Source organism: Peptoniphilus vaginalis (assembly GCF_900176605.1).
GTDB classification, from domain to species: Bacteria; Bacillota; Clostridia; order Tissierellales; family Peptoniphilaceae; genus Peptoniphilus_A; species Peptoniphilus_A vaginalis.
Genome location: NZ_FXLP01000005.1, coordinates 716,527 through 733,805 on the forward strand (window position 1 = coordinate 716,527; position 17,279 = coordinate 733,805).

General features: G+C 33.5%; 14 protein-coding genes and 3 tRNA genes. 7 read left to right on the forward strand and 10 right to left on the reverse strand.

The genetic code is table 11. From position 1 onward, the window contains the following. Nucleotides 1-156: 156 nt before the first annotated feature. The 3 genes from CAN42_RS08185 to CAN42_RS08195 all read left to right on the forward strand — a co-directional run bounded on the left by CAN42_RS08185 (nucleotide 157) and on the right by CAN42_RS08195 (nucleotide 415). Nucleotides 157-248 (forward strand) — tRNA-Ser (locus CAN42_RS08185). 7 nt (nucleotides 249-255) lie between these two features. Next, nucleotides 256-332, forward strand: a tRNA-Ile gene (locus CAN42_RS08190). Between the two features lie 7 nt (nucleotides 333-339). Then, a tRNA-Phe gene (locus tag CAN42_RS08195) sits at nucleotides 340-415 on the forward strand. 213 nt (nucleotides 416-628) lie between these two features. On the opposite strand, the gene CAN42_RS08200 is transcribed toward CAN42_RS08195, so the two are convergent. Then, the gene (locus CAN42_RS08200; RefSeq protein ID WP_085876270.1) at nucleotides 629-1,153 is read right to left on the reverse strand and encodes a cysteine hydrolase family protein; all 525 of its coding nucleotides are present in this window, start codon (nucleotides 1,151-1,153) and stop codon (nucleotides 629-631) included. A 78-nt stretch (nucleotides 1,154-1,231) separates the two neighbouring features. On the opposite strand from CAN42_RS08200, the gene sfsA reads away from it, so the two are divergent. Genes sfsA through CAN42_RS08215 form a run of 3 tightly spaced genes read left to right on the forward strand, consistent with a single transcriptional unit; the run spans nucleotide 1,232 to nucleotide 2,647 of the window. Continuing rightward, nucleotides 1,232-1,930, forward strand: coding sequence for a DNA/RNA nuclease SfsA (gene sfsA / locus CAN42_RS08205; protein WP_085876271.1), 699 nt, complete (start codon nucleotides 1,232-1,234; stop codon nucleotides 1,928-1,930). Continuing rightward, nucleotides 1,921-2,424 (forward strand): GNAT family N-acetyltransferase, encoded by a 504-nt coding sequence (locus CAN42_RS08210; protein ID WP_085876272.1) that lies wholly within the window; start codon nucleotides 1,921-1,923, stop codon nucleotides 2,422-2,424. Before sfsA ends, CAN42_RS08210 begins: the two co-directional genes overlap by 10 nt. Before the next feature lie 7 nt (nucleotides 2,425-2,431). After that, complete coding sequence (locus CAN42_RS08215; protein WP_062572220.1) at nucleotides 2,432-2,647, forward strand: DUF6440 family protein; 216 nt, start codon at nucleotides 2,432-2,434, stop codon at nucleotides 2,645-2,647. A 41-nt stretch (nucleotides 2,648-2,688) separates the two neighbouring features. Here CAN42_RS08215 and CAN42_RS08220 read toward each other — a convergent pair whose 3' ends face one another. The 3 genes from CAN42_RS08220 to CAN42_RS08230 form a co-directional block, all read right to left on the reverse strand. Then, entirely contained in the window at nucleotides 2,689-5,826 is a 3,138-nt protein-coding gene (locus CAN42_RS08220; RefSeq protein ID WP_085876273.1) for a leucine-rich repeat protein, read from the reverse strand. A gap of 151 nt (nucleotides 5,827-5,977) precedes the next feature. Further along, complete coding sequence (mgtE, locus tag CAN42_RS08225; RefSeq protein WP_085876274.1) at nucleotides 5,978-7,315, reverse strand: magnesium transporter; 1,338 nt, start codon at nucleotides 7,313-7,315, stop codon at nucleotides 5,978-5,980. Then, on the reverse strand, nucleotides 7,299-9,158 hold the full coding sequence (locus CAN42_RS08230) for an ATP-dependent helicase (protein WP_085876275.1): 1,860 nt from the start codon (nucleotides 9,156-9,158) through the stop codon (nucleotides 7,299-7,301). Before CAN42_RS08230 ends, mgtE begins: the two co-directional genes overlap by 17 nt. A 109-nt stretch (nucleotides 9,159-9,267) precedes the next feature. Here CAN42_RS08230 and CAN42_RS08235 point away from each other — a divergent pair, with 109 nt between their 5' ends. After that, entirely contained in the window at nucleotides 9,268-10,062 is a 795-nt protein-coding gene (locus CAN42_RS08235; RefSeq protein WP_085876276.1) for a nitroreductase family protein, read from the forward strand. Nucleotides 10,063-10,083: 21 nt separating this feature from the next. Here the strand turns inward: CAN42_RS08235 and CAN42_RS08240 are convergent, their stop codons facing one another. Genes CAN42_RS08240 through CAN42_RS08265 form a run of 6 tightly spaced genes read right to left on the reverse strand, consistent with a single transcriptional unit; the run spans nucleotide 10,084 to nucleotide 17,160 of the window. Further along, nucleotides 10,084-11,016 (reverse strand): helix-turn-helix domain-containing protein, encoded by a 933-nt coding sequence (locus tag CAN42_RS08240; RefSeq protein WP_085876277.1) that lies wholly within the window; start codon nucleotides 11,014-11,016, stop codon nucleotides 10,084-10,086. Further along, on the reverse strand, nucleotides 11,006-12,412 hold the full coding sequence (locus CAN42_RS08245; RefSeq protein WP_085876278.1) for an ATP-binding cassette domain-containing protein: 1,407 nt from the start codon (nucleotides 12,410-12,412) through the stop codon (nucleotides 11,006-11,008). The genes CAN42_RS08240 and CAN42_RS08245 overlap by 11 nt, the downstream gene beginning before the upstream one ends. Next, complete coding sequence (locus CAN42_RS08250) at nucleotides 12,406-13,101, reverse strand: energy-coupling factor transporter transmembrane component T family protein (protein WP_085876279.1); 696 nt, start codon at nucleotides 13,099-13,101, stop codon at nucleotides 12,406-12,408. Before CAN42_RS08250 ends, CAN42_RS08245 begins: the two co-directional genes overlap by 7 nt. After that, nucleotides 13,101-13,682 (reverse strand): MptD family putative ECF transporter S component, encoded by a 582-nt coding sequence (locus tag CAN42_RS08255; protein ID WP_085876280.1) that lies wholly within the window; start codon nucleotides 13,680-13,682, stop codon nucleotides 13,101-13,103. Before CAN42_RS08255 ends, CAN42_RS08250 begins: the two co-directional genes overlap by 1 nt. Nucleotides 13,683-13,693: 11 nt before the next feature. After that, nucleotides 13,694-15,415, reverse strand: coding sequence for an ABC transporter ATP-binding protein (locus CAN42_RS08260; RefSeq protein ID WP_085876281.1), 1,722 nt, complete (start codon nucleotides 15,413-15,415; stop codon nucleotides 13,694-13,696). Then, on the reverse strand, nucleotides 15,415-17,160 hold the full coding sequence (locus CAN42_RS08265) for an ABC transporter ATP-binding protein (RefSeq protein ID WP_085876282.1): 1,746 nt from the start codon (nucleotides 17,158-17,160) through the stop codon (nucleotides 15,415-15,417). Before CAN42_RS08265 ends, CAN42_RS08260 begins: the two co-directional genes overlap by 1 nt. Nucleotides 17,161-17,279: the final 119 nt, after the last annotated feature.

The window sequence follows — 17,279 nt, forward strand, 5'->3', positions numbered from 1 at the left end:
TGAGATAATACTTAAGCAAGAGATGACCCTAAATTGTTTTAAAAATTTTTAAATAGATTTTTAATAAAATTTAAAAACTTTTAAAAAACAGTTGACAAAAGAAACTCATTACTTTAGAATGAGTAGAGTAAGTTGCTAAAGAGTGACCTTCGATTTGGAGAAATACTCAAGTGGCTGAAGAGGCTCCCCTGCTAAGGGAGTAGGTCCCGAATAGGGTCGCGAGGGTTCAAATCCCTCTTTCTCCGCCAATGGTGAGGGCCTTTAGCTCAGTTGGTTAGAGCGCCCGGCTCATAACCGGTAGGTCCCGGGTTCAAGTCCCTGAAGGCCCACCATTAACTTGCCCAGATAGCTCAGTCGGTAGAGCAGAGGACTGAAAATCCTCGTGTCGCTGGTTCGATTCCGGCTCTGGGCACCAGAATAAGTACCAAGTCTTTGGTACTTATTTTTTTGCTTATTTTTGGCCTCTTGAAATTTTATTTTTCAAGAGTCTTTTTTATTTGAAAAGTTTATTTGTTCTTCAACTAATATTTTTTTGTAATTAATTGCATTATAAAAGCACACTACTTTATGCTTGTCACATAATAGTTGTGTGCTTTTTAATTTCTAATTTTTAAATTTTTCTTATTTCTCAAATTATTTTTACTTGACAGGACTCTAGTACATCAAGGGCTGATGCCTTCTTTTCATCTGTAAGTCCTTCTGTAAGATCTTTATAAAGATAAATATTTTTTTCTGGTAAGAAGCCCTTAACTAATAAAATATTAGAAACCACACAGATGTCTGCAACTAATCCAAGAAAATATATGTCCCCTATTCCCTCTTCTTCATCTAACTTTTTTAAATATTCTCCTAGTTCTACTGAAGCAAAGGTATTTTTTTCAAACTTCTTTGCTCCTTCAAAGGACTTTGTCATCTTTAAGTCTACTGGAATATCGTGACCCCAAGTCCCCTTGATGCAGTGCTCTATAGGAAGATTCTTTCCTTCATTTGTTGAGAGATAATCGTCATAGTGAGTGTCTAGGGTGTAAACCACCTTACCCTTAAAGTCCTTAACTTTTTTGGCAACTTCCTTTAAGAGCCCTTCACCATCCTTGGTCTTAAGAGCTCCTGTAATAAAATCATTTTGCATATCAATAACTACTAAAATGTCCATTAGCTCCCTCCTTTTTCTCTATCTTACTCCATATTTTACATAAATTAAAGTTGCCTGTATAATATTTTGGGGTGACTTATGAAATACACTAGCGTTATCAAAGCAGAATTTTTATATAGAAAGAACAGATTTATATCCTATTGCAAGAAGGGCTCTAAGACCTTGGAGGTCTACGTGCCAAACACAGGTCGCTGCAAGGAGCTTCTCATTGAAGGGGTAACAGTTTTCTTGACCTACAATGATAACCCCAATAGGAGGACTTCCTACACCTTAATCGGAGTAGTGAAGGGCGACAGACTTATTAATATTGACTCACAAGCTCCCAACCAAGTCGTAGAAGAAGCCTTGTTAAAAAATAAAATCGACTTGGGCTTTAAGTACGAGAAAATTAAAAGAGAATACACACATGGGGATTCACGATTTGACTTTTATCTTGAAGGCGAGGGACAAAAAGCTCTTATGGAAGTAAAGGGCGTTACCCTTGAGAAGGAGGGCATCGTCGCCTTCCCTGATGCCCCAACTAAGAGAGGACTTAAGCACGTCAAGGGACTAGATAAGTCTCACAAGGACTTTATGACCTTTGTCTTATTTGTAATTCAAATGGAAGATGTTAAATTTTTTACACCAAATTATTTGACTGACCCAAGTTTTTCAAGAGGACTTAGGGAGGCAAGTGAAAATGGAGTCAAAGTCCTCGCCTATGATTCGGTAGTCACAAGGAATTCAATAGAACTTAACAAGGAAGTTCCCGTTATTTTGGAGGAAAGATGGAATTAAGACTCGCAAGAGAAGATGATAGAGAAATAATTTTACAAATTTATGATGATGGATCAAAAAAGTTAAAAGCTTTGGGACTTGACCAGTGGCAGGGTAAAGACAAACCAAATCTTGATAATTTTGAAAAGCTTATAGCGAATAAAAATATTTTTGTTTTGGATGATGGAGGTAAAGTTGTATCAAGTGTAATTATTTATGACTACGACATAGACTACGAAAATAATTTAGATGGAAGATGGCAAAGTCCCAAGCCTTATGTGGCTCTTCACAGGATTGGTACACTTGAGAGCCAATGCAAAAAGGGTTACGGAAGAAAGATTATTGAACTTGCCGAATCTTATGCAAGAGAAAATCATTTTAAGTCTGTGAGGATTGACACCCACAGGGGTAATAAAACAATGCAAGGGCTTTTTAAGTCTTTAAATTATAAATATGTCGGATTAGTTTATCTCTCTGGCAAGAATGAAAGATTTGCCTTTGAGAAAGAATTGTGAGGTTAAAATGTTTAAAGATAAGGATGACAAAAGATTTATAAAAATTTTTAAAGAAAGAGCTTTTACTGAGTCCATGGAAATTCTCTTAGACACAGAGACTGGAGTAAATTATCTCTACGTCGGTGCAGGTTATGGGATGGGAATCACTCCCCTCTTGGGTCCTGATGGAAAAGTTGTAGTTTCCAGTCAAAGAGAAATTGAAAATTATAAGGAAAGAATGTAAAAGAAAAAACTCCTGTCCCCAGGAGTTTTTCTCATCGTTTATCAATTTTTTATATTTATTAATATTTCTCTCGTATCTTCTTTATACTCGATATCATTTTCTTTATTATCTTTTAGATTTCCATTAGTTAAATTAAAAAGTTTAGAAACATTTGTCAAAGGTAAATAAAATCTATCTTTTTTTATTACTCCTTTTGTATCCATTTTAATTACATTACCATTTTCATCTATAATTTTATCATCATCTACATTTATACTTATTTTTTTATTATCTTTTTCAAAAATAACAGTCCTTGTATCCTCTATCCAATTAACCTTTAATCCGATAAATTCCGCTATAAATCTAATAGGTAACATAGTTCTTCCATCCTTAACAAAGGGTTTGAATTCAAATTCTTTTTCGACTTTTCCACTTGGTGTAATTTCAAAATATTTATTAGAATCAAGTTTTAATATTACCTTCTTATTTTTACCTTTGGTATTTCTTTCACTTCTTGAACTACTATTTAATTTACCTTGAACATAGACTTTCTCTCCCTTTACACTACTATTCCTTACTGAAATTTTGGGAAGTTCTCTAAAGTCATCAATATTTTCATCTAGGGAATTTGAATTTTCTGAACTCTTTTTATCTAAAAGAATCTTTGCATCTTTACAAGCATCTTTTACAGCATTGAAAATGCCCTCAACGTGATACTTTTCTAAGTCACCGTAGTCTTTTATAATTGAAAAATCCGAATTTAGAATGTCTTTTATATTTTTTCCATCATATTGACTTAGACTTCTTATAGCCAATTCATGGTAACCTTCATTATCTTCATCAACATTTAAAACATCAGCACCAAATTCATTTTTTGTTCCTTCTCCTATGGTATAAGACATATCAAGTACATATAAAATCTTGCCCTGATTATCAAAATACATATTTACACCTATATAGTATGGCGGAATTGGAAGAGGACTTTCTAATTTATAAACTCCTTGAACCATATTTGCCTCAGAAATTTCTCCCTTATTAAGGCATAAATCTGACAATAAATTTAATTCCTTGCTTGTCCTCTCTATCTTCCAGCTAGGTGATGCTGCATTATTATAAGCTGTATTGGCATAATTTAACTTGTTTTTTAAAATTTTAATTTCATTCTCTTTTAAGGACTTATTTAAAATTGCCTTACTTGCCTTTTCCATTGCCTTGTCGAGATTAACTCTACCTAAGAAAAATTTAGTATCTTTTACAAATTTAAGAAGTTGACCCCTGGTTAGTTTTTCATTCTTTATTAATTCTTCTCCATTTGTAATAATATCATCAAATTGTTTTCTTGTAGATTCTCTTAGTTCTCTTTTATCAAGATTTTTAATTTCATTTACAATCTTAATTAATTCAGTTTTATCTACAGCTAGTACACTAGGATCAATTTTAAAATTATTGCCATCAGCTATATTGTTAATATTTTTATTCCCAACTGTATTAATAATTACAGATTTACCTGACCCATCGTTAGTATCGAAAGCATTAAACATTATTGATTTTAAATTATCTGATATGTCTAATGTTTCTATTTTATTGTTATAAAATGCCTCTGCTGATATTTCCTCTAGACTATCTGGAATGTTTAACTTTTCAATGTTATTGTTCCTAAAACTTTGTACTCCTATTTTCTTTAAATTAGGTAATTTTGATAAGTCAAGCTCACCTTTTATATCATTCTCTAGAAAAGCCATATCAGAAATTTCCTTTAATTCATTAGAAATTAAATATAAAATTGAGATATTATTTTGTCTAAAAGAAGATTTGCCTATATATTTTAGATGTCCTCCTTGTAAAAACAACATTTCTATTTTATTTATATGAAAAGCCGCATCATCTATTTTTTCAATTTCATCATTTAATGATAAAGATTCAATTTTATTATTCATAAATGCACCCTTACCAATCTCTTTAAGATTATTATTTTCAGAAAAATCAATTTCTTTTATATTATTAGATTGAAATGCAAAATCTCCAATCTTTTCAATATTCTTTGGTAAAACTACACTTTCAATATCATATTTCTTTATACTCGATTCATCGAAATCAACATTTCTAAAAGCATCTGCTGCTACTTCTACTATATCTTCCCCATTTTTATTCTTATTTGGTAGTATTAAGTTTTTATTTTTTAAAATTTTTAAAAATCCACTTGTGCTGAATCCTTTAATAGATTTGCCTTCAATAATAAAATCGGAAAGATTCCACTCACTTGCATCTATATCTAAGCCTTCTGTTCTTTTATCTTCACTTGGATTTACATAAAAATTTGCGCCATCTAATAGATCAATATTTCCATTGTACTTCACAACTACACGCCTAGCATAACTTGTGCTACCTGTGTTAGCGTTGAAAGCGTCAGGAGAAATCTTCTTTATAGAACTTGGAATTGTTATTTCTTCAATTTGATTATCTTCAAAAACTTGCTCTTTTAATTCTTCTAATTTTTCTCCATTGAAAATAACTTCTTGGATTTGATTGTTTTTAAAAGCTCTCTCACCTATATCACAAACACTTTCAGGTATTACTAATTTACCTTTTATTTCAGAATCAAAAAAAGATGTATCATCAATTTTTTCTAGTCCCCCATTTAAAACAAGATTATTAATAGATGTATGTGCACACGCATAATCTTTTATATGCTTTAACGTACTAGGGAATGTGATTTTTTTAAGATTTTTATTATCTCTAAAAGCATCTGGTCCTATTTCTACATAGCCTTCTGGTATAATAACTTCTTTAATCTCTGTGTTTCTAAAAACTCCGCCTAATTTTTCAACCTTTTCTCCATAGTAATCTTTTCCATAAGTTTCAGAATCTGGCGACTCGTCTTTTAATAGAAACTCGTCTATTGCAACCATCTTATTTGCTGTAAAGGCAAAAGAAGCAATTTTTGTAATCGGATTTCCTTCCTCATCAAAACTTGGTAACTTAACAATTGGGTTTTCTTTCAATTTCTTAAGACCCTTATCTGAAAATCCATAAATTTTATTACCTTTAATTACAAAATCTTCGACTGTATAGATAAGATTATTTACATCAATAGACTTATTATTAGCTAAGCTATTTGAATTCAATGCATAAGTATTATTTAACAAAACTACACTTGTTAATGCCGTAGAAACAGCTAAAATTTTTATTTTTTTATTCATAAACTCTCCTTATTTTAGATGTTATCTGTACATAATATATGTAATTAAAATAATCTTGTTAACATTATTTTTATAATATATTAAAAAAACATATCAAGCTCTGACCTCGATATGTTCTTTACTGTAAAAATCTTATTTTTTATATGAATTTTTATATTAATTTTGGTAAAAACACTGTTGCTAGACCTAGGAAGATAAAAAATCCAAAGGTGTCTGTGAAGGTTGTCAAAAATATTGATGATGCAGTGGCTGGATCAATTTTTATTTTGTCAAGCATAAGTGGAATTAAAAATCCCATAGAGCAGGCGATTATCATATTGAAGATCATTGCCAAGAATAAAATTAAACCAAGATAAAAATTGTGATGCCATAATATAAAGACTCCACCAGTTATAATCCCAATTATTGCCCCTTCAGCAATTCCCAAGATGATTTCCTTAAAAATTAATTTGTAGTCTTCCTTTAGGGATAATTCTCCCCTTGCAAGAGACGTTATAATAATTGATAAGGTTTGACAGCCTGCATTACCTCCCATTCCTGTTACAATTGACATTGCAGCTGATAATACTACAACCTGAGATATAGTGCCTTCAAATACCTTTACTACTGATGACGCTAAAAAGGCAGTCAACAAGTTAACAATAAGCCAAGGTGTTCTTGACTTAAAGGATTCAAAAATACTTGAGTCATATTCTTCATCGGCATTAACCCCGTGCATCTGCAACATATCTTCGTTGTGCTCTTGGTCAATGACTGCGATGATGTCATCTGATGTAATTACACCAAGGACTGCCATCTTGTTATTTACAACAGGAAGGATGTCTAACTCGTACTTGGAGAAGAGGTTGGCAGCAACTTCTTGGTCATCTGTCCCATATACATAGAAGTCGTCATCTACCATGAGGTCCTTTAAGAGAGTGTCTGCTTGACAAACTAAGAGGTCCCTCATAGTCACTATCCCACTAAGTCTATGCTTGTCATCGGTAACGAAAATCTTGTCAATGATCTCTGTCTTTGGAGAAATTGAAATTATTTTCTTTACTGCCTGGTCTGCCGTCAAGTGTTCCTTTAGGGCTATAAAGTTTGTTGTCATAATTGAGCCTGCAGATTCTTCGTCAAAGGAGAGAATCATCTTTAGGATGTTTCGCTTATCACTTTTTATTAGTGACAAGATTTCCTTTCTCCTAACTGTGGAAAGAAATCCAAGAAGGTCTGCCACAATGGAGTTTTCTATAAAGGCAAAAGTTTCTATTAAGTCTTCATTCGTAAAAAAACTCATTATTATTCTTGCTAATTCTTCTTCTGCCGACTCTAAGAGTATGCCCAGATTTTCCTTGTTTAATAGTTTTACAAAGATTTCTATTTCTTCGTCTTCATGGTCTTCAAGCTCCAGCGAGATATCGACGGGGTGATATTCTTCAAAGAGCTCGTTGGCTTTTACTTCATCTCTTTCTAATATTATATTTTTTATTTCATCTATTATGTTCACTGTTTCCTCCTGCTAAAGTCTCTAAGTCTGTAACAAAGGAAGAAATTTCATTTTTCTTTCCATTTGTGTAGTGGGAATACATGAGGTAGAGTTCCCTCTTTGCCCTAGTCATGGCTACATAAAAGAGTCTCCTCTCCTCTTCATAAAGGTCTGGTTCTTCTCTTAGACCCTCCATGCTTGCTGTTGAAGGCAAGGTCCCCTCATACAAGTCTACAACAAAAACTCGAGTGAATTCAAGTCCCTTGGCTGAGTGGATAGTTGAGAAGGTAAGCTTGGCATCAGTGTCTTTGGCCTTTAAGAGGTCATACTCCAATTCTTTGAGCCTGCCAATAAATAGGTCCAAGGACTTCGTCGACTTTGCAATCATCTTTAGGTAGTAGAGGTATTCGTTTAAGGTCGCTTCTGTTTCCATAAACCTCTTGGCATTTTCTCTTAGGTAGTCGCCATAGCCCATTTCCTTGTCAATATAATCTATTGCCTCATAGACGTCTACCCTTGCAATCTTCTTAAAGCCTACTAAGAGTCCATTGATATTCTTGTGGTAATAAGATGGAAGTCCTGGATAATCCTTTAGGATGTTGAAGATATTTTTTCCCCTGTGCCTCTTTAGGTATTCAATGTGTCTTTTTGAAATATACCCCTTTAATTTAAAATAAAATTTTTCATAGAGGTTTATGTCTGAAAGGTCCCCAGCAAAGTTTAAAATATCCAAGATGTCACGAGTTATAAAGTGGGAGAAAAATTTGGTCTTCTTGTCCTTTATATTAAATTCATAATTTTTTCTCTCAAAGTATTCCACAAGGCCAATGCTTGATAAGTTGTTTCGGTAGAGGACAGCTATGTCACCATCTTCTTTTTTCAACTCTTCTTCTATTAAGGCGTACTGGTCTTTTGGCACCTTGACCTTAATAATACTTACAGGTTTGTCAAAGGGGTTGTCTGTTACAAGAGTTTTTTCAAACCTTTTCTCATTTTGACCAATAAAAATATTTGCAATATTTACAATGTTCTTAGTGGAACGAAAGTTGTCTTCCATATAAAAGGTCTTTATGTCCTTGTATTCATCCTTTAATTTAAAAAGTTCTTCAGTGTTGGCACCCCTAAAGCCATAGATGGACTGGTCGTCATCGGCAACGACAAATAAATTATTGTTTGGCTTGGCGAGGAGTTTCAAAACCATAAACTGACTCCTTGAAGTGTCTTGACCCTCATCAAGTTGGATGAACTTGAATCTGTCCCTGTACTTCTTCATAATTGCAGGGTCATTCTTTAAGACATCGTAGGATAGGTTTATCATATCATCAAAGTCTATAAGTCCCCTGTCCTTCTTAAATTTCTCATAGGTCTCAAAGAACTTTACAAAATTATCTGTGTCACACCTCTTGGACTTGGCAAAAGACTGGGGCGACAACATCATATTCTTGCAATAACCAACTTCCGAAATCGCAGTTTCAATTCGCTCTTCTGTGGGATAAGAATTATTCACCGATTTGTAGATATCTCTAAGGATCTCGTACTTCTTCTTCATATTGGAGTCAATTAAGCTAAGAGACTTGCCAGACTTCTTGGAATAGTCCCTTACAATTGAATAGCAAAAGGCATGGATGGTGGAGAAGTGAACAGTCCTGTCGCCATCCATTTCTACAAAACGATTCTTTATGTCCACAGCCTGAGCCTTGGAAAAAGTAATTGTGAGGATGCTCTTGGGGTCCACTCCCCTCTCTATTAATTTTTTGGTCCTGTGTAAGATCATAGTAGTCTTACCTGCACCAGGAACTGCCAACACAAGGGCAGGACCCTCAAAGTGGTCTACAGCTTTTAATTGACTTGGTGTTAAATTCACTTTATCCCTCCTCCTATAGTTTAAACTATAGGGTGATTATTTTAAATCTATTTTTGAGCCTTAGCTTGTGATATAATCTAAGTATATAAGAGTTTTAGGGGGGATTACTATGTTAATGACAAACTTTTTACAAAAAAGAAAATCAGTTAGAAATTTTAAAAAGGATACTGTGCCAAGGGATTCTTTGGAAAATATAAAATTACTTATGGATGAGCTAGACCGAGAAGAAGGAGAAATTAATTTTTCACTTTACGAAAATGGAAAGATCGTAGCAGAAGGTCTTAGGGGCAAGGCAGGATACGCAGGAGTTATGATTGAAGCTCCACACTACATTGCACTAGATATTAAAAATGACAAACCACTAAACATATTAAAGGGTGGCTACTGCCTTGAAAAGTTAAACACAAAAATCGTTGACCTTGATCTAGATACTTGTTGGATAACAGTAGACGATGTTGACCACGATACTAAGAAGGCAATCTTTGGCGAAAAGGGAACAGGCATCGACTATCTTATAGGGATTGGCTACGGTCAAAAGAAAAAATTTTTTGATCCAGAAGTTACAAGCTCAAGACTTACTGTGGAAGAAATTGTCTTTGCTGATACTCTAGGAAATCCAATTTCCATTGAAACTCTAGAAAACTACGGAGTCTTTGATGTCTTCTCATCTGTTAGATTTGCACCAAGCCACAAGAACTTCCAACCTTGGAGATTCGTACTAAAGGGTTCAGTTGTTGAAGCTTACATGGTAAAATCTGATGAAGACTCAAGATCATTAATAGACATGGGCGTTATCCTTTTCTATATGGAAGAAATGCTTAAGACAATTGGCATCGAAAAGAAATGGACAATCGACCTAAAGGACGCAGGTAAATATTATTACATCGCTTCCTTTACTTTATAAATTTAAACATTAAAAAGAAGCTCATTCACTTAGAGCTTCTTTTTTTCTGTATTCACTTGGACTTAGGCCTGTAAATTTTTTAAAGGACCTTGTAAAATTCGATGGACTTGTTAGACCAAGTTCCATGGAAATTTCTGTTATGTTTTTATTTGTATTAGTCAAAATTTCCTCTGCCTTAATCATCCTCAAATTGTTGAGGTACTTAATAGGAGTGTACTGAAATTTTCTGGTGAATTTTTTGTTTAGGTTTGACTTAGAGATTTTAAATTTCTTTGTAAGCAAATCTAAAGTGATATCCTTGTCTAAATTCTCTTTAATAAACTTTTCAATTAAAATAATTTTTTCGTTTCTTTCTTCCTTTTGATAAGATTTTCGTATTTCAGAAGTTTTTTCTCTCGTGATATCGTAAATTAAATCAAGAGCCTTTATAGAAATCCCCAAGACGTCTTCACTTTTTAGGACTTGAATAAGTTCATTTGCCCTTTGAATTAGTTTTTCATTCCTATAGACAAAACCCACATCCTTTATGGAATTTATTTTTTTCAAAAATTCCCCTAAGATTTTTCCCTGAAAGGAATCCTTCTCTATCTGATTTTCAAAAATAATAAAATTAAAGGCTTGAACCCTGTCCTTGGTTGTATAAGATTCCCTTGCATAGGGAAGGGCCTTGCCAATAAAAATTTCTCTCGTTATTAAAATCTTTGTATCATTGATATAGGTAAAGTAATTGCCCTCATAGCTATAAGAAATCCTATAACCCTTCATCCCCTTACTATTAGAAGCCTGCACTTGGTACCTTTCCCTTAAGTCAATATACATTAGCATAAGACCAGGGAAGAGTTTATAATTTTTCATTTTATTTTTTGGATGGCTTATCCCTTTATACTCTATAAAATCATCATTATCATCTACGACCTCAAAGTCCCAGGAAGCTAAATACTTATTATTTTTCATTTACAAACTCCAAAATATTTTCATCTGTACTCTTAATAAATTCATAATCATGTGTGATTATAATAATTGTTTTGTTTTGCTTTTTCATTTCCTTTAAGAAATCAATTAATTTTTTCATATTCTTTAGGCACAAGCCAGAAGTTGGTTCATCTAACAAAACTATTTCCTTCTTGCTAGCAAGGGCTAGTCCAAGGGCAAGCCTCTGCTTCTCTCCTCCAGACAAGGCTTGAGGGTGACTGTTCTTCTTATCCCAAAGTCCCAAATCACGCAAGATTTTTTCCTTTAGGAGGTCGTCATCTGATACTATGGAAATTTCTGAGTAAACTGAATCTGTAAATAATTGATAGTTTACATCTTGCATGACAAGAGAAATTTTTTCATAGGGTCTCTTTATCTTCTCAGACCCATAATATAAGTCTCCCCTTTGCCCCTTATTAAGTCCACAAATATTTCTTATAAAGGAGGTCTTTCCTATTCCATTTGCTCCAATTATAAAATAAATTCCCCTGTCAAAGGATAGGTTGAAATCAAAAATCACACTTTCACTCCCCCTATACTTACAGCGAAAGTTTCGACACTCCATTATCTTGTCACGATCAAAATTTTTATCAAAAAAAGATTTTTTTATGTATTTATCCTTATTCAAATCTTCCTTTGTTATTTCTCTTAGGGTCCTAAGCTTATGATTTTTTATAAATTCATCATTTACCTTTTCTCTTTCGTAGGAATTTATTTTTTTATCCTCGATGACAAAGAGCTTATCCATTATATCCCTTAGGTAATAAAGCCTATGCTCTGCAATAATTATAATTTTTTTCTTTTCCTTTAATATCTCGATAATATTTTTTAGTCTTTCAATGGATTGATTATCAAGAGAGGCAGAGGGCTCATCAAAAATATAAATTTCATTATCCATTAGGGCAACAGATGTTATAGCAACAAGCTGTTTCTCCCCACCTGACAATTTGAATAAATCCCTATCAAGTAATTTATCTGTCCCAAAAATCCTTGTATAGTAATCTATTTTACTTAGTATGTCCTCTCTTTTTACATTTCTATTTTCAAGAGCAAAGGCCATCTCATCACTTGAATTGATACAGTAGAATTGATTTTTGGGATTTTGAAAAACTGTAGAAATATATTGACTCCTCTCGCTTATATTGTCGTCAAATAAATTTTTTCCCTTAAATAAAAGCTGACCCGAAATTTTGGCATTATTTATCTCTGGAATAATTCCATTAATTAGCTTTATAAAAGTTGACTTGCCTGAACCTGACTCGCCACTTATTACATTTACACTGCCCCCTTCAAAGAACAGATTAATATTTTCAAATATTGTGTTTTCTTTGCCCTCATAATTTTCATAGGCTAAGGAAAAATTTTTAAATTCTAACATATTTTCCCCCTGATGAATAAAACAATTATAAAAATTCCAAAGGCCATTAAGACATAATCTTGCAATCTTAAGCTTGCATTTGAAATAGATGACCTATCGCCCTCAACTCTCATTCCCCTTGTCATAGCTGATATGGCAACATCATCAGCAGTCTGTGATGTGATCATTAAAAGTGGGACAAACTTATATTCCATAATCTTACCAGGCTCTTTGAAAAAATTTTTCATACTTAGTCCATGCATATACATGGCCTCATTTATTTTAATGTAATCTTCCTTTATTGAATAAAAAAATCTAAACATTACAGAAACTGGAATAATCAAAAAATTTGGCAATCTTATTTTCTGTAAAGAGTAAACAAGGTCACTCATTTTTGTTGTAACTAGGGCGTAGTAACCCATCATAACCCCAGGCAAGATTCTTATAATTATCCCTGCATAAAGATTTAAAATCATTGTAAAAAAGTTTTGCGAAAGATTAAGCAAGAGACCTTGTGCTAGGACTGCAACAGAAGTATATAAAAGTCCCTTAATTAAAAGGGACCACTTTCTATCAAATAATGCAAGTAAATAGGGAAAGATTGCTATTAGAATCCCAAGATAATAATATCTCCTTCCAAGAGAACCTTCAATAGCAGCAATCCCTATTACATTTGTTAAAAATATTTTTGTCCTAAAGTCGATTTTCATTAAACCATTCCTGCTTTTTTGAAGTGCTTGTTTAGGATTTTAATTCCAATAGTGCAACCCAAGTATCCACCTAACATACCTACTAGAACTACAGGTATAAAGGACCAAGTTGGCATAACAGATAATAGTTTTTCTGCATATTCAGCTCCATAATCTCTATCAATTAAAGATTGAACAAAGGCATCTCTAGCAAAATAAATTGGTATTAAATTTGCAGCTCCAAAAAGCATAAATACTGTATAAGTTAGTCTTGCAGTCTTTACTGACTTGTAGCCACCCTTTTTTAATATCACTTCACAAATTAAAGACAAGATAATTATGGCAGGCAGAACTATTGCCCCATGACCTGACATTGAAAATACAAGCCCAAAGACTATACCCATGATAAAGACCATGCCAAACTTATCTATCTTTGTTGAATAAAGCATAAAGACTGGTCCTGAAAGTAAACCGCAAGCGAAGGGAACTAGGGGCATAAGGACAGGTATAAAACCTATCATACCTCCACACCAAGTTGCCATTATAGTTAAAAGCGAAAATACACCGGCATTTACTAAATCCCGAATTCCAAATTTTTTCATTTTATCATCTCCTAATATACAAATTCTTCTGACTTCTTTGATGACTCAATCATCTTCTTGTAAGTCTTGCTTCTTTCTAGTAGTTCTTCATGTCTTCCAAAGTCTTCGATCTTTCCATCTCTCATAACAATTATTTGGTCTACATTTTCTATTGACTTCATCCTGTGGGATATTATGATAACAGTTTTATTCTTTGTTAATTTATTCAAAGACTCTTGGATGTACTTTTCATTTTCCACGTCAAGTGATGCAGCAATTTCATCTAAAAGAATTATTTCTGCATCCTTTAAGAAGGCCCTCGCAATGGAAATTCTTTGTCTTTCTCCTCCAGATAAGTTTGAACCATTTTCGCCAATTTCTGTTTTATATCCCCTTGGCAATTTCTTTACAAAGTCATCGCAGTTTGCAAGTCTTGCCGCTTCAAGGACTTCTTCATCACTGGCACTGGACCTGCCCAGCCTAATATTTTCCATCACTGATCCATTAAAGAGGGTTACATCTTGAAAGACCATAGAAATGTGTTTGAACAAGTCTTGTGTGGCAATATTTTTTATCTCCTTGTCATCAATTGTGATTTCTCCAGAGTCATAATCATATAGCCTTGCCACTAATTTTATTAGGGTAGACTTACCGCAACCAGATGGACCAACAAGGGCAGTAGTCTTCCCCTGCAGAGCCTTAAAGGAAATATTATCTATAACTTTTTTGTCATCGAGATAAGAGAAGGAAAGCTTCCTTCCATTAATGTCAAAGGACTTCAAGTCTGCTCTATTTCCTTTTTGAATTTTTTCATTTCTTAGGGCCTTTACCTTTTCAACTGGCGAATCAATATACATTAGCTCTCCATAAAATTGGTTGAAGGCAGCAACTCCATCAATTAATCTTGCTGACGCAAATAAGTAGCCTGCAAAATACAAGATATTTATTTCTCCATCTATCAAGCTGTTTAATCCAACATATATTGCAAGGGCAAGAGATAAGTTTGCCACAACTGTTGCAGAAACAATAGGGATAACTTGTCCCAGTTCTGACTTAATGTGTTCCTTTTCTAAGGACCTTACAAAGTCAACTCCACTTTTTTCCTTTTCTTCAGTCAAGTTGTAGGACTTGATCTCTGTTGATAGGTCAATGAGTTCTTGGAACATCTTTGAGGACTTTCTTTGCTCCTTGTAGTAAGACCTTATTCCCTTCTTTTGTATCCTGCTGGAAAGCAAATTCAAAATAGCAGAAATATAAATTGGAATTATAACTGCAAGTCCAAGTTTAAAATTCCCAACCAATAGTAAAATCGAAATAATTATTAGATTTATTATGAAGCCATAAAAGCCTGGCACTGCATGAGAAAGTCCATGCTCAATTGCCTCTACATCCTTCATTATTGTTTGAGAAAGATCTGTTAAATCTCTGCTTGAATAAAAGCTAAGAGGCAAGTCCTTAATTATTTCAGAAATTTCTATCCTTAGATTTGCAGACTCCTTATAGGTTTCATTGTAAGTTGTAATGTAGTCCCTATTAATTACAAAAATCATAAGAAGGGCAATTATTATATAGGCGATGATTGAAAGCCTTGGACTAAAGTCCCCTAAGTTTAACAAGCCTTGCATTACATACATAAGAAGAAACATAGGTAGCATATAAGAAAGGGTCTTTAGGCTGGAATATCTTATTGCAACTAGGGCACCCTCTGCCCCCTTGTCTGTAAGTCCATAGCGATTTTTCAAATAATTTTTCATCAGTCAACCCTCCATTCATTTGCCTTCATATACATTTCCACAAACTTCTTATACTTACCATCTTCCTCATAAAGTTTATGGTGACTACCTCTTTCAACTAGCCTTCCATCTTCAATTAAAAGAATTTCATCAACTCCCCTTATGGAAGTGAGCCTGTGGGCAATCATAATTGTAGTCCTATTTTTTATTAATTCCTTAAAGGCAATTTGTAATTCATACTCGTTTTCAGGGTCAGCAGCTGCTGAAGCTTCGTCCATAATTATAATTTTTGGATCCTTTAAGAAAATCCTAGCAATACTTACCCTTTGCTTTTCTCCACCAGAAAGATTTACCCCTTCTGCTCCAATCACTACATCATAAGCATCCTTAAATTTGCCTATGAATTCATCACACCTTGCAAGCTTTAATGCCCTTAAAACTTCTTCATCACTTGCATCACTTTTCGCAAGCTTGACATTTTCGAAAATAGAAATACCTTGGAAGAGTTGTGGATTTTGAAAAACAATTCCTATGTTTTTCATAAGACTTTCCTTGTCATAGGAAGAAACATTTTTGCCTCCAATTAAAATTTCTCCTGAGTCAACGGGATACAAGCCAGAAATTAATTTTGCAATAGTCGACTTACCTGAACCCGAACTACCCACCAAGGCATAGACCTTATCTTCTTCAAGACTGAGAGAAAACTTATCTAAAATTTTATTTTTTCCATCATAAGAGAAGTCCACGTTCTTAAACTCAATATTCTTATTTGTGAATTCTCTTTGACTTCCAAATTCTATTTCCTTAGCCTTCATCTCCTGGAATAAATTTTCAAGATTATCAACAGCAGAGTTGGCTTGGAAGATATACATAGCTACATACATAATTTTCATTGTGTTAGAAAAGAATATCCCCATGAATAAAGTGAAAAATAAAATTTTTGCAGCCCAAAGGCCAGGATCAGCTCCCCTATTTACCATAAAGATTCCAAAAAATATTGGCGTAATTATAAAAATATTTAAAAGCCATTGGAATAGGACGAAGGGAACCCTACAGGACATAGAATACTTGTAGACCATCTCCTTATAAATGAGGATTGAATCATAAAGTTTTTTAAAACCAATGAGGGGTGCATTAAAAATCTTTACTACAGGCATAGCCCTTACATACTCAACTGCACCTGCATTCATTTCATCAAGCATATCCATATACTTCTTCATAAAGGACTGATCACCCATCATATTTTTTACAAGAACTAAACTTATTAGGACAATGACCACAAAAAATATTCCAAGGTAGAAATCCAAGACGAAGGTCAAGATTATCATAAGTATGGGAGTCAAAAATGCTGCAGTTTGATCAGGTATTAGGTGGGCAACAATCATGTGAGTTTGCTCAACATTATTGTCAATTATTTTTCTCACTTCTCCAGAATTATGTAGATCAAAAAAAGTATTAGATGCCCTAAGAAGATGCCTTATACCTCTTTCACGAAGACGAGTTTCAAGTCTAAAGCCTGCCAAGTGACTCATCCAAAGTCCCATAAAATATAAAAGACCATAGGCAATAAATAAAATTAAAATTCTTATGGCAAGACTTCTCCCTTCTGACAAGACCCCACCAGTAAAAACATTCCTTAGCAAAATCCAAATTAAATAATAGGCATAAAATTCTAAAACAATGCCCACCATTGTAAGTAGACTTGCAAGAAAACCGTGAAGCCTTCTCTCAGGTATGTAGGAAAATAATTTTTTGTATAATTTCAAAATATAACACCTCTCTTTATTAAATTAAAAAAAAATTGATAACAATTATCGAGATTATTATAGTATTTCTTTTTTCAATTTTCTTAACAAAAATTCTTTTCTATTCAAAAAAATTTTTA

Excerpts from the sequence above, each read along its gene's own strand:
- CAN42_RS08220 (WP_085876273.1), bottom strand. The coding sequence starts at position 5,826 with ATGAATAAAAAAATAAAAATTTTAGCTGTTTCTACGGCATTAACAAGT.
- CAN42_RS08245 (WP_085876278.1), bottom strand. The coding sequence starts at position 12,412 with ATGTTAGAATTTAAAAATTTTTCCTTAGCCTATGAAAATTATGAGGGC.
- CAN42_RS08260 (WP_085876281.1), bottom strand. The coding sequence starts at position 15,415 with ATGAAAAATTATTTGAAAAATCGCTATGGACTTACAGACAAGGGGGCA.
- sfsA (WP_085876271.1), top strand. The coding sequence starts at position 1,232 with ATGAAATACACTAGCGTTATCAAAGCAGAATTTTTATATAGAAAGAAC.
- CAN42_RS08255 (WP_085876280.1), bottom strand. The coding sequence starts at position 13,682 with ATGAAAAAATTTGGAATTCGGGATTTAGTAAATGCCGGTGTATTTTCG.
- CAN42_RS08250 (WP_085876279.1), bottom strand. The coding sequence starts at position 13,101 with ATGAAAATCGACTTTAGGACAAAAATATTTTTAACAAATGTAATAGGG.
- CAN42_RS08235 (WP_085876276.1), top strand. The coding sequence starts at position 9,268 with ATGTTAATGACAAACTTTTTACAAAAAAGAAAATCAGTTAGAAATTTT.
- CAN42_RS08215 (WP_062572220.1), top strand. The coding sequence starts at position 2,432 with ATGTTTAAAGATAAGGATGACAAAAGATTTATAAAAATTTTTAAAGAA.
- CAN42_RS08240 (WP_085876277.1), bottom strand. The coding sequence starts at position 11,016 with ATGAAAAATAATAAGTATTTAGCTTCCTGGGACTTTGAGGTCGTAGAT.
- CAN42_RS08200 (WP_085876270.1), bottom strand. The coding sequence starts at position 1,153 with ATGGACATTTTAGTAGTTATTGATATGCAAAATGATTTTATTACAGGA.
- CAN42_RS08210 (WP_085876272.1), top strand. The coding sequence starts at position 1,921 with ATGGAATTAAGACTCGCAAGAGAAGATGATAGAGAAATAATTTTACAA.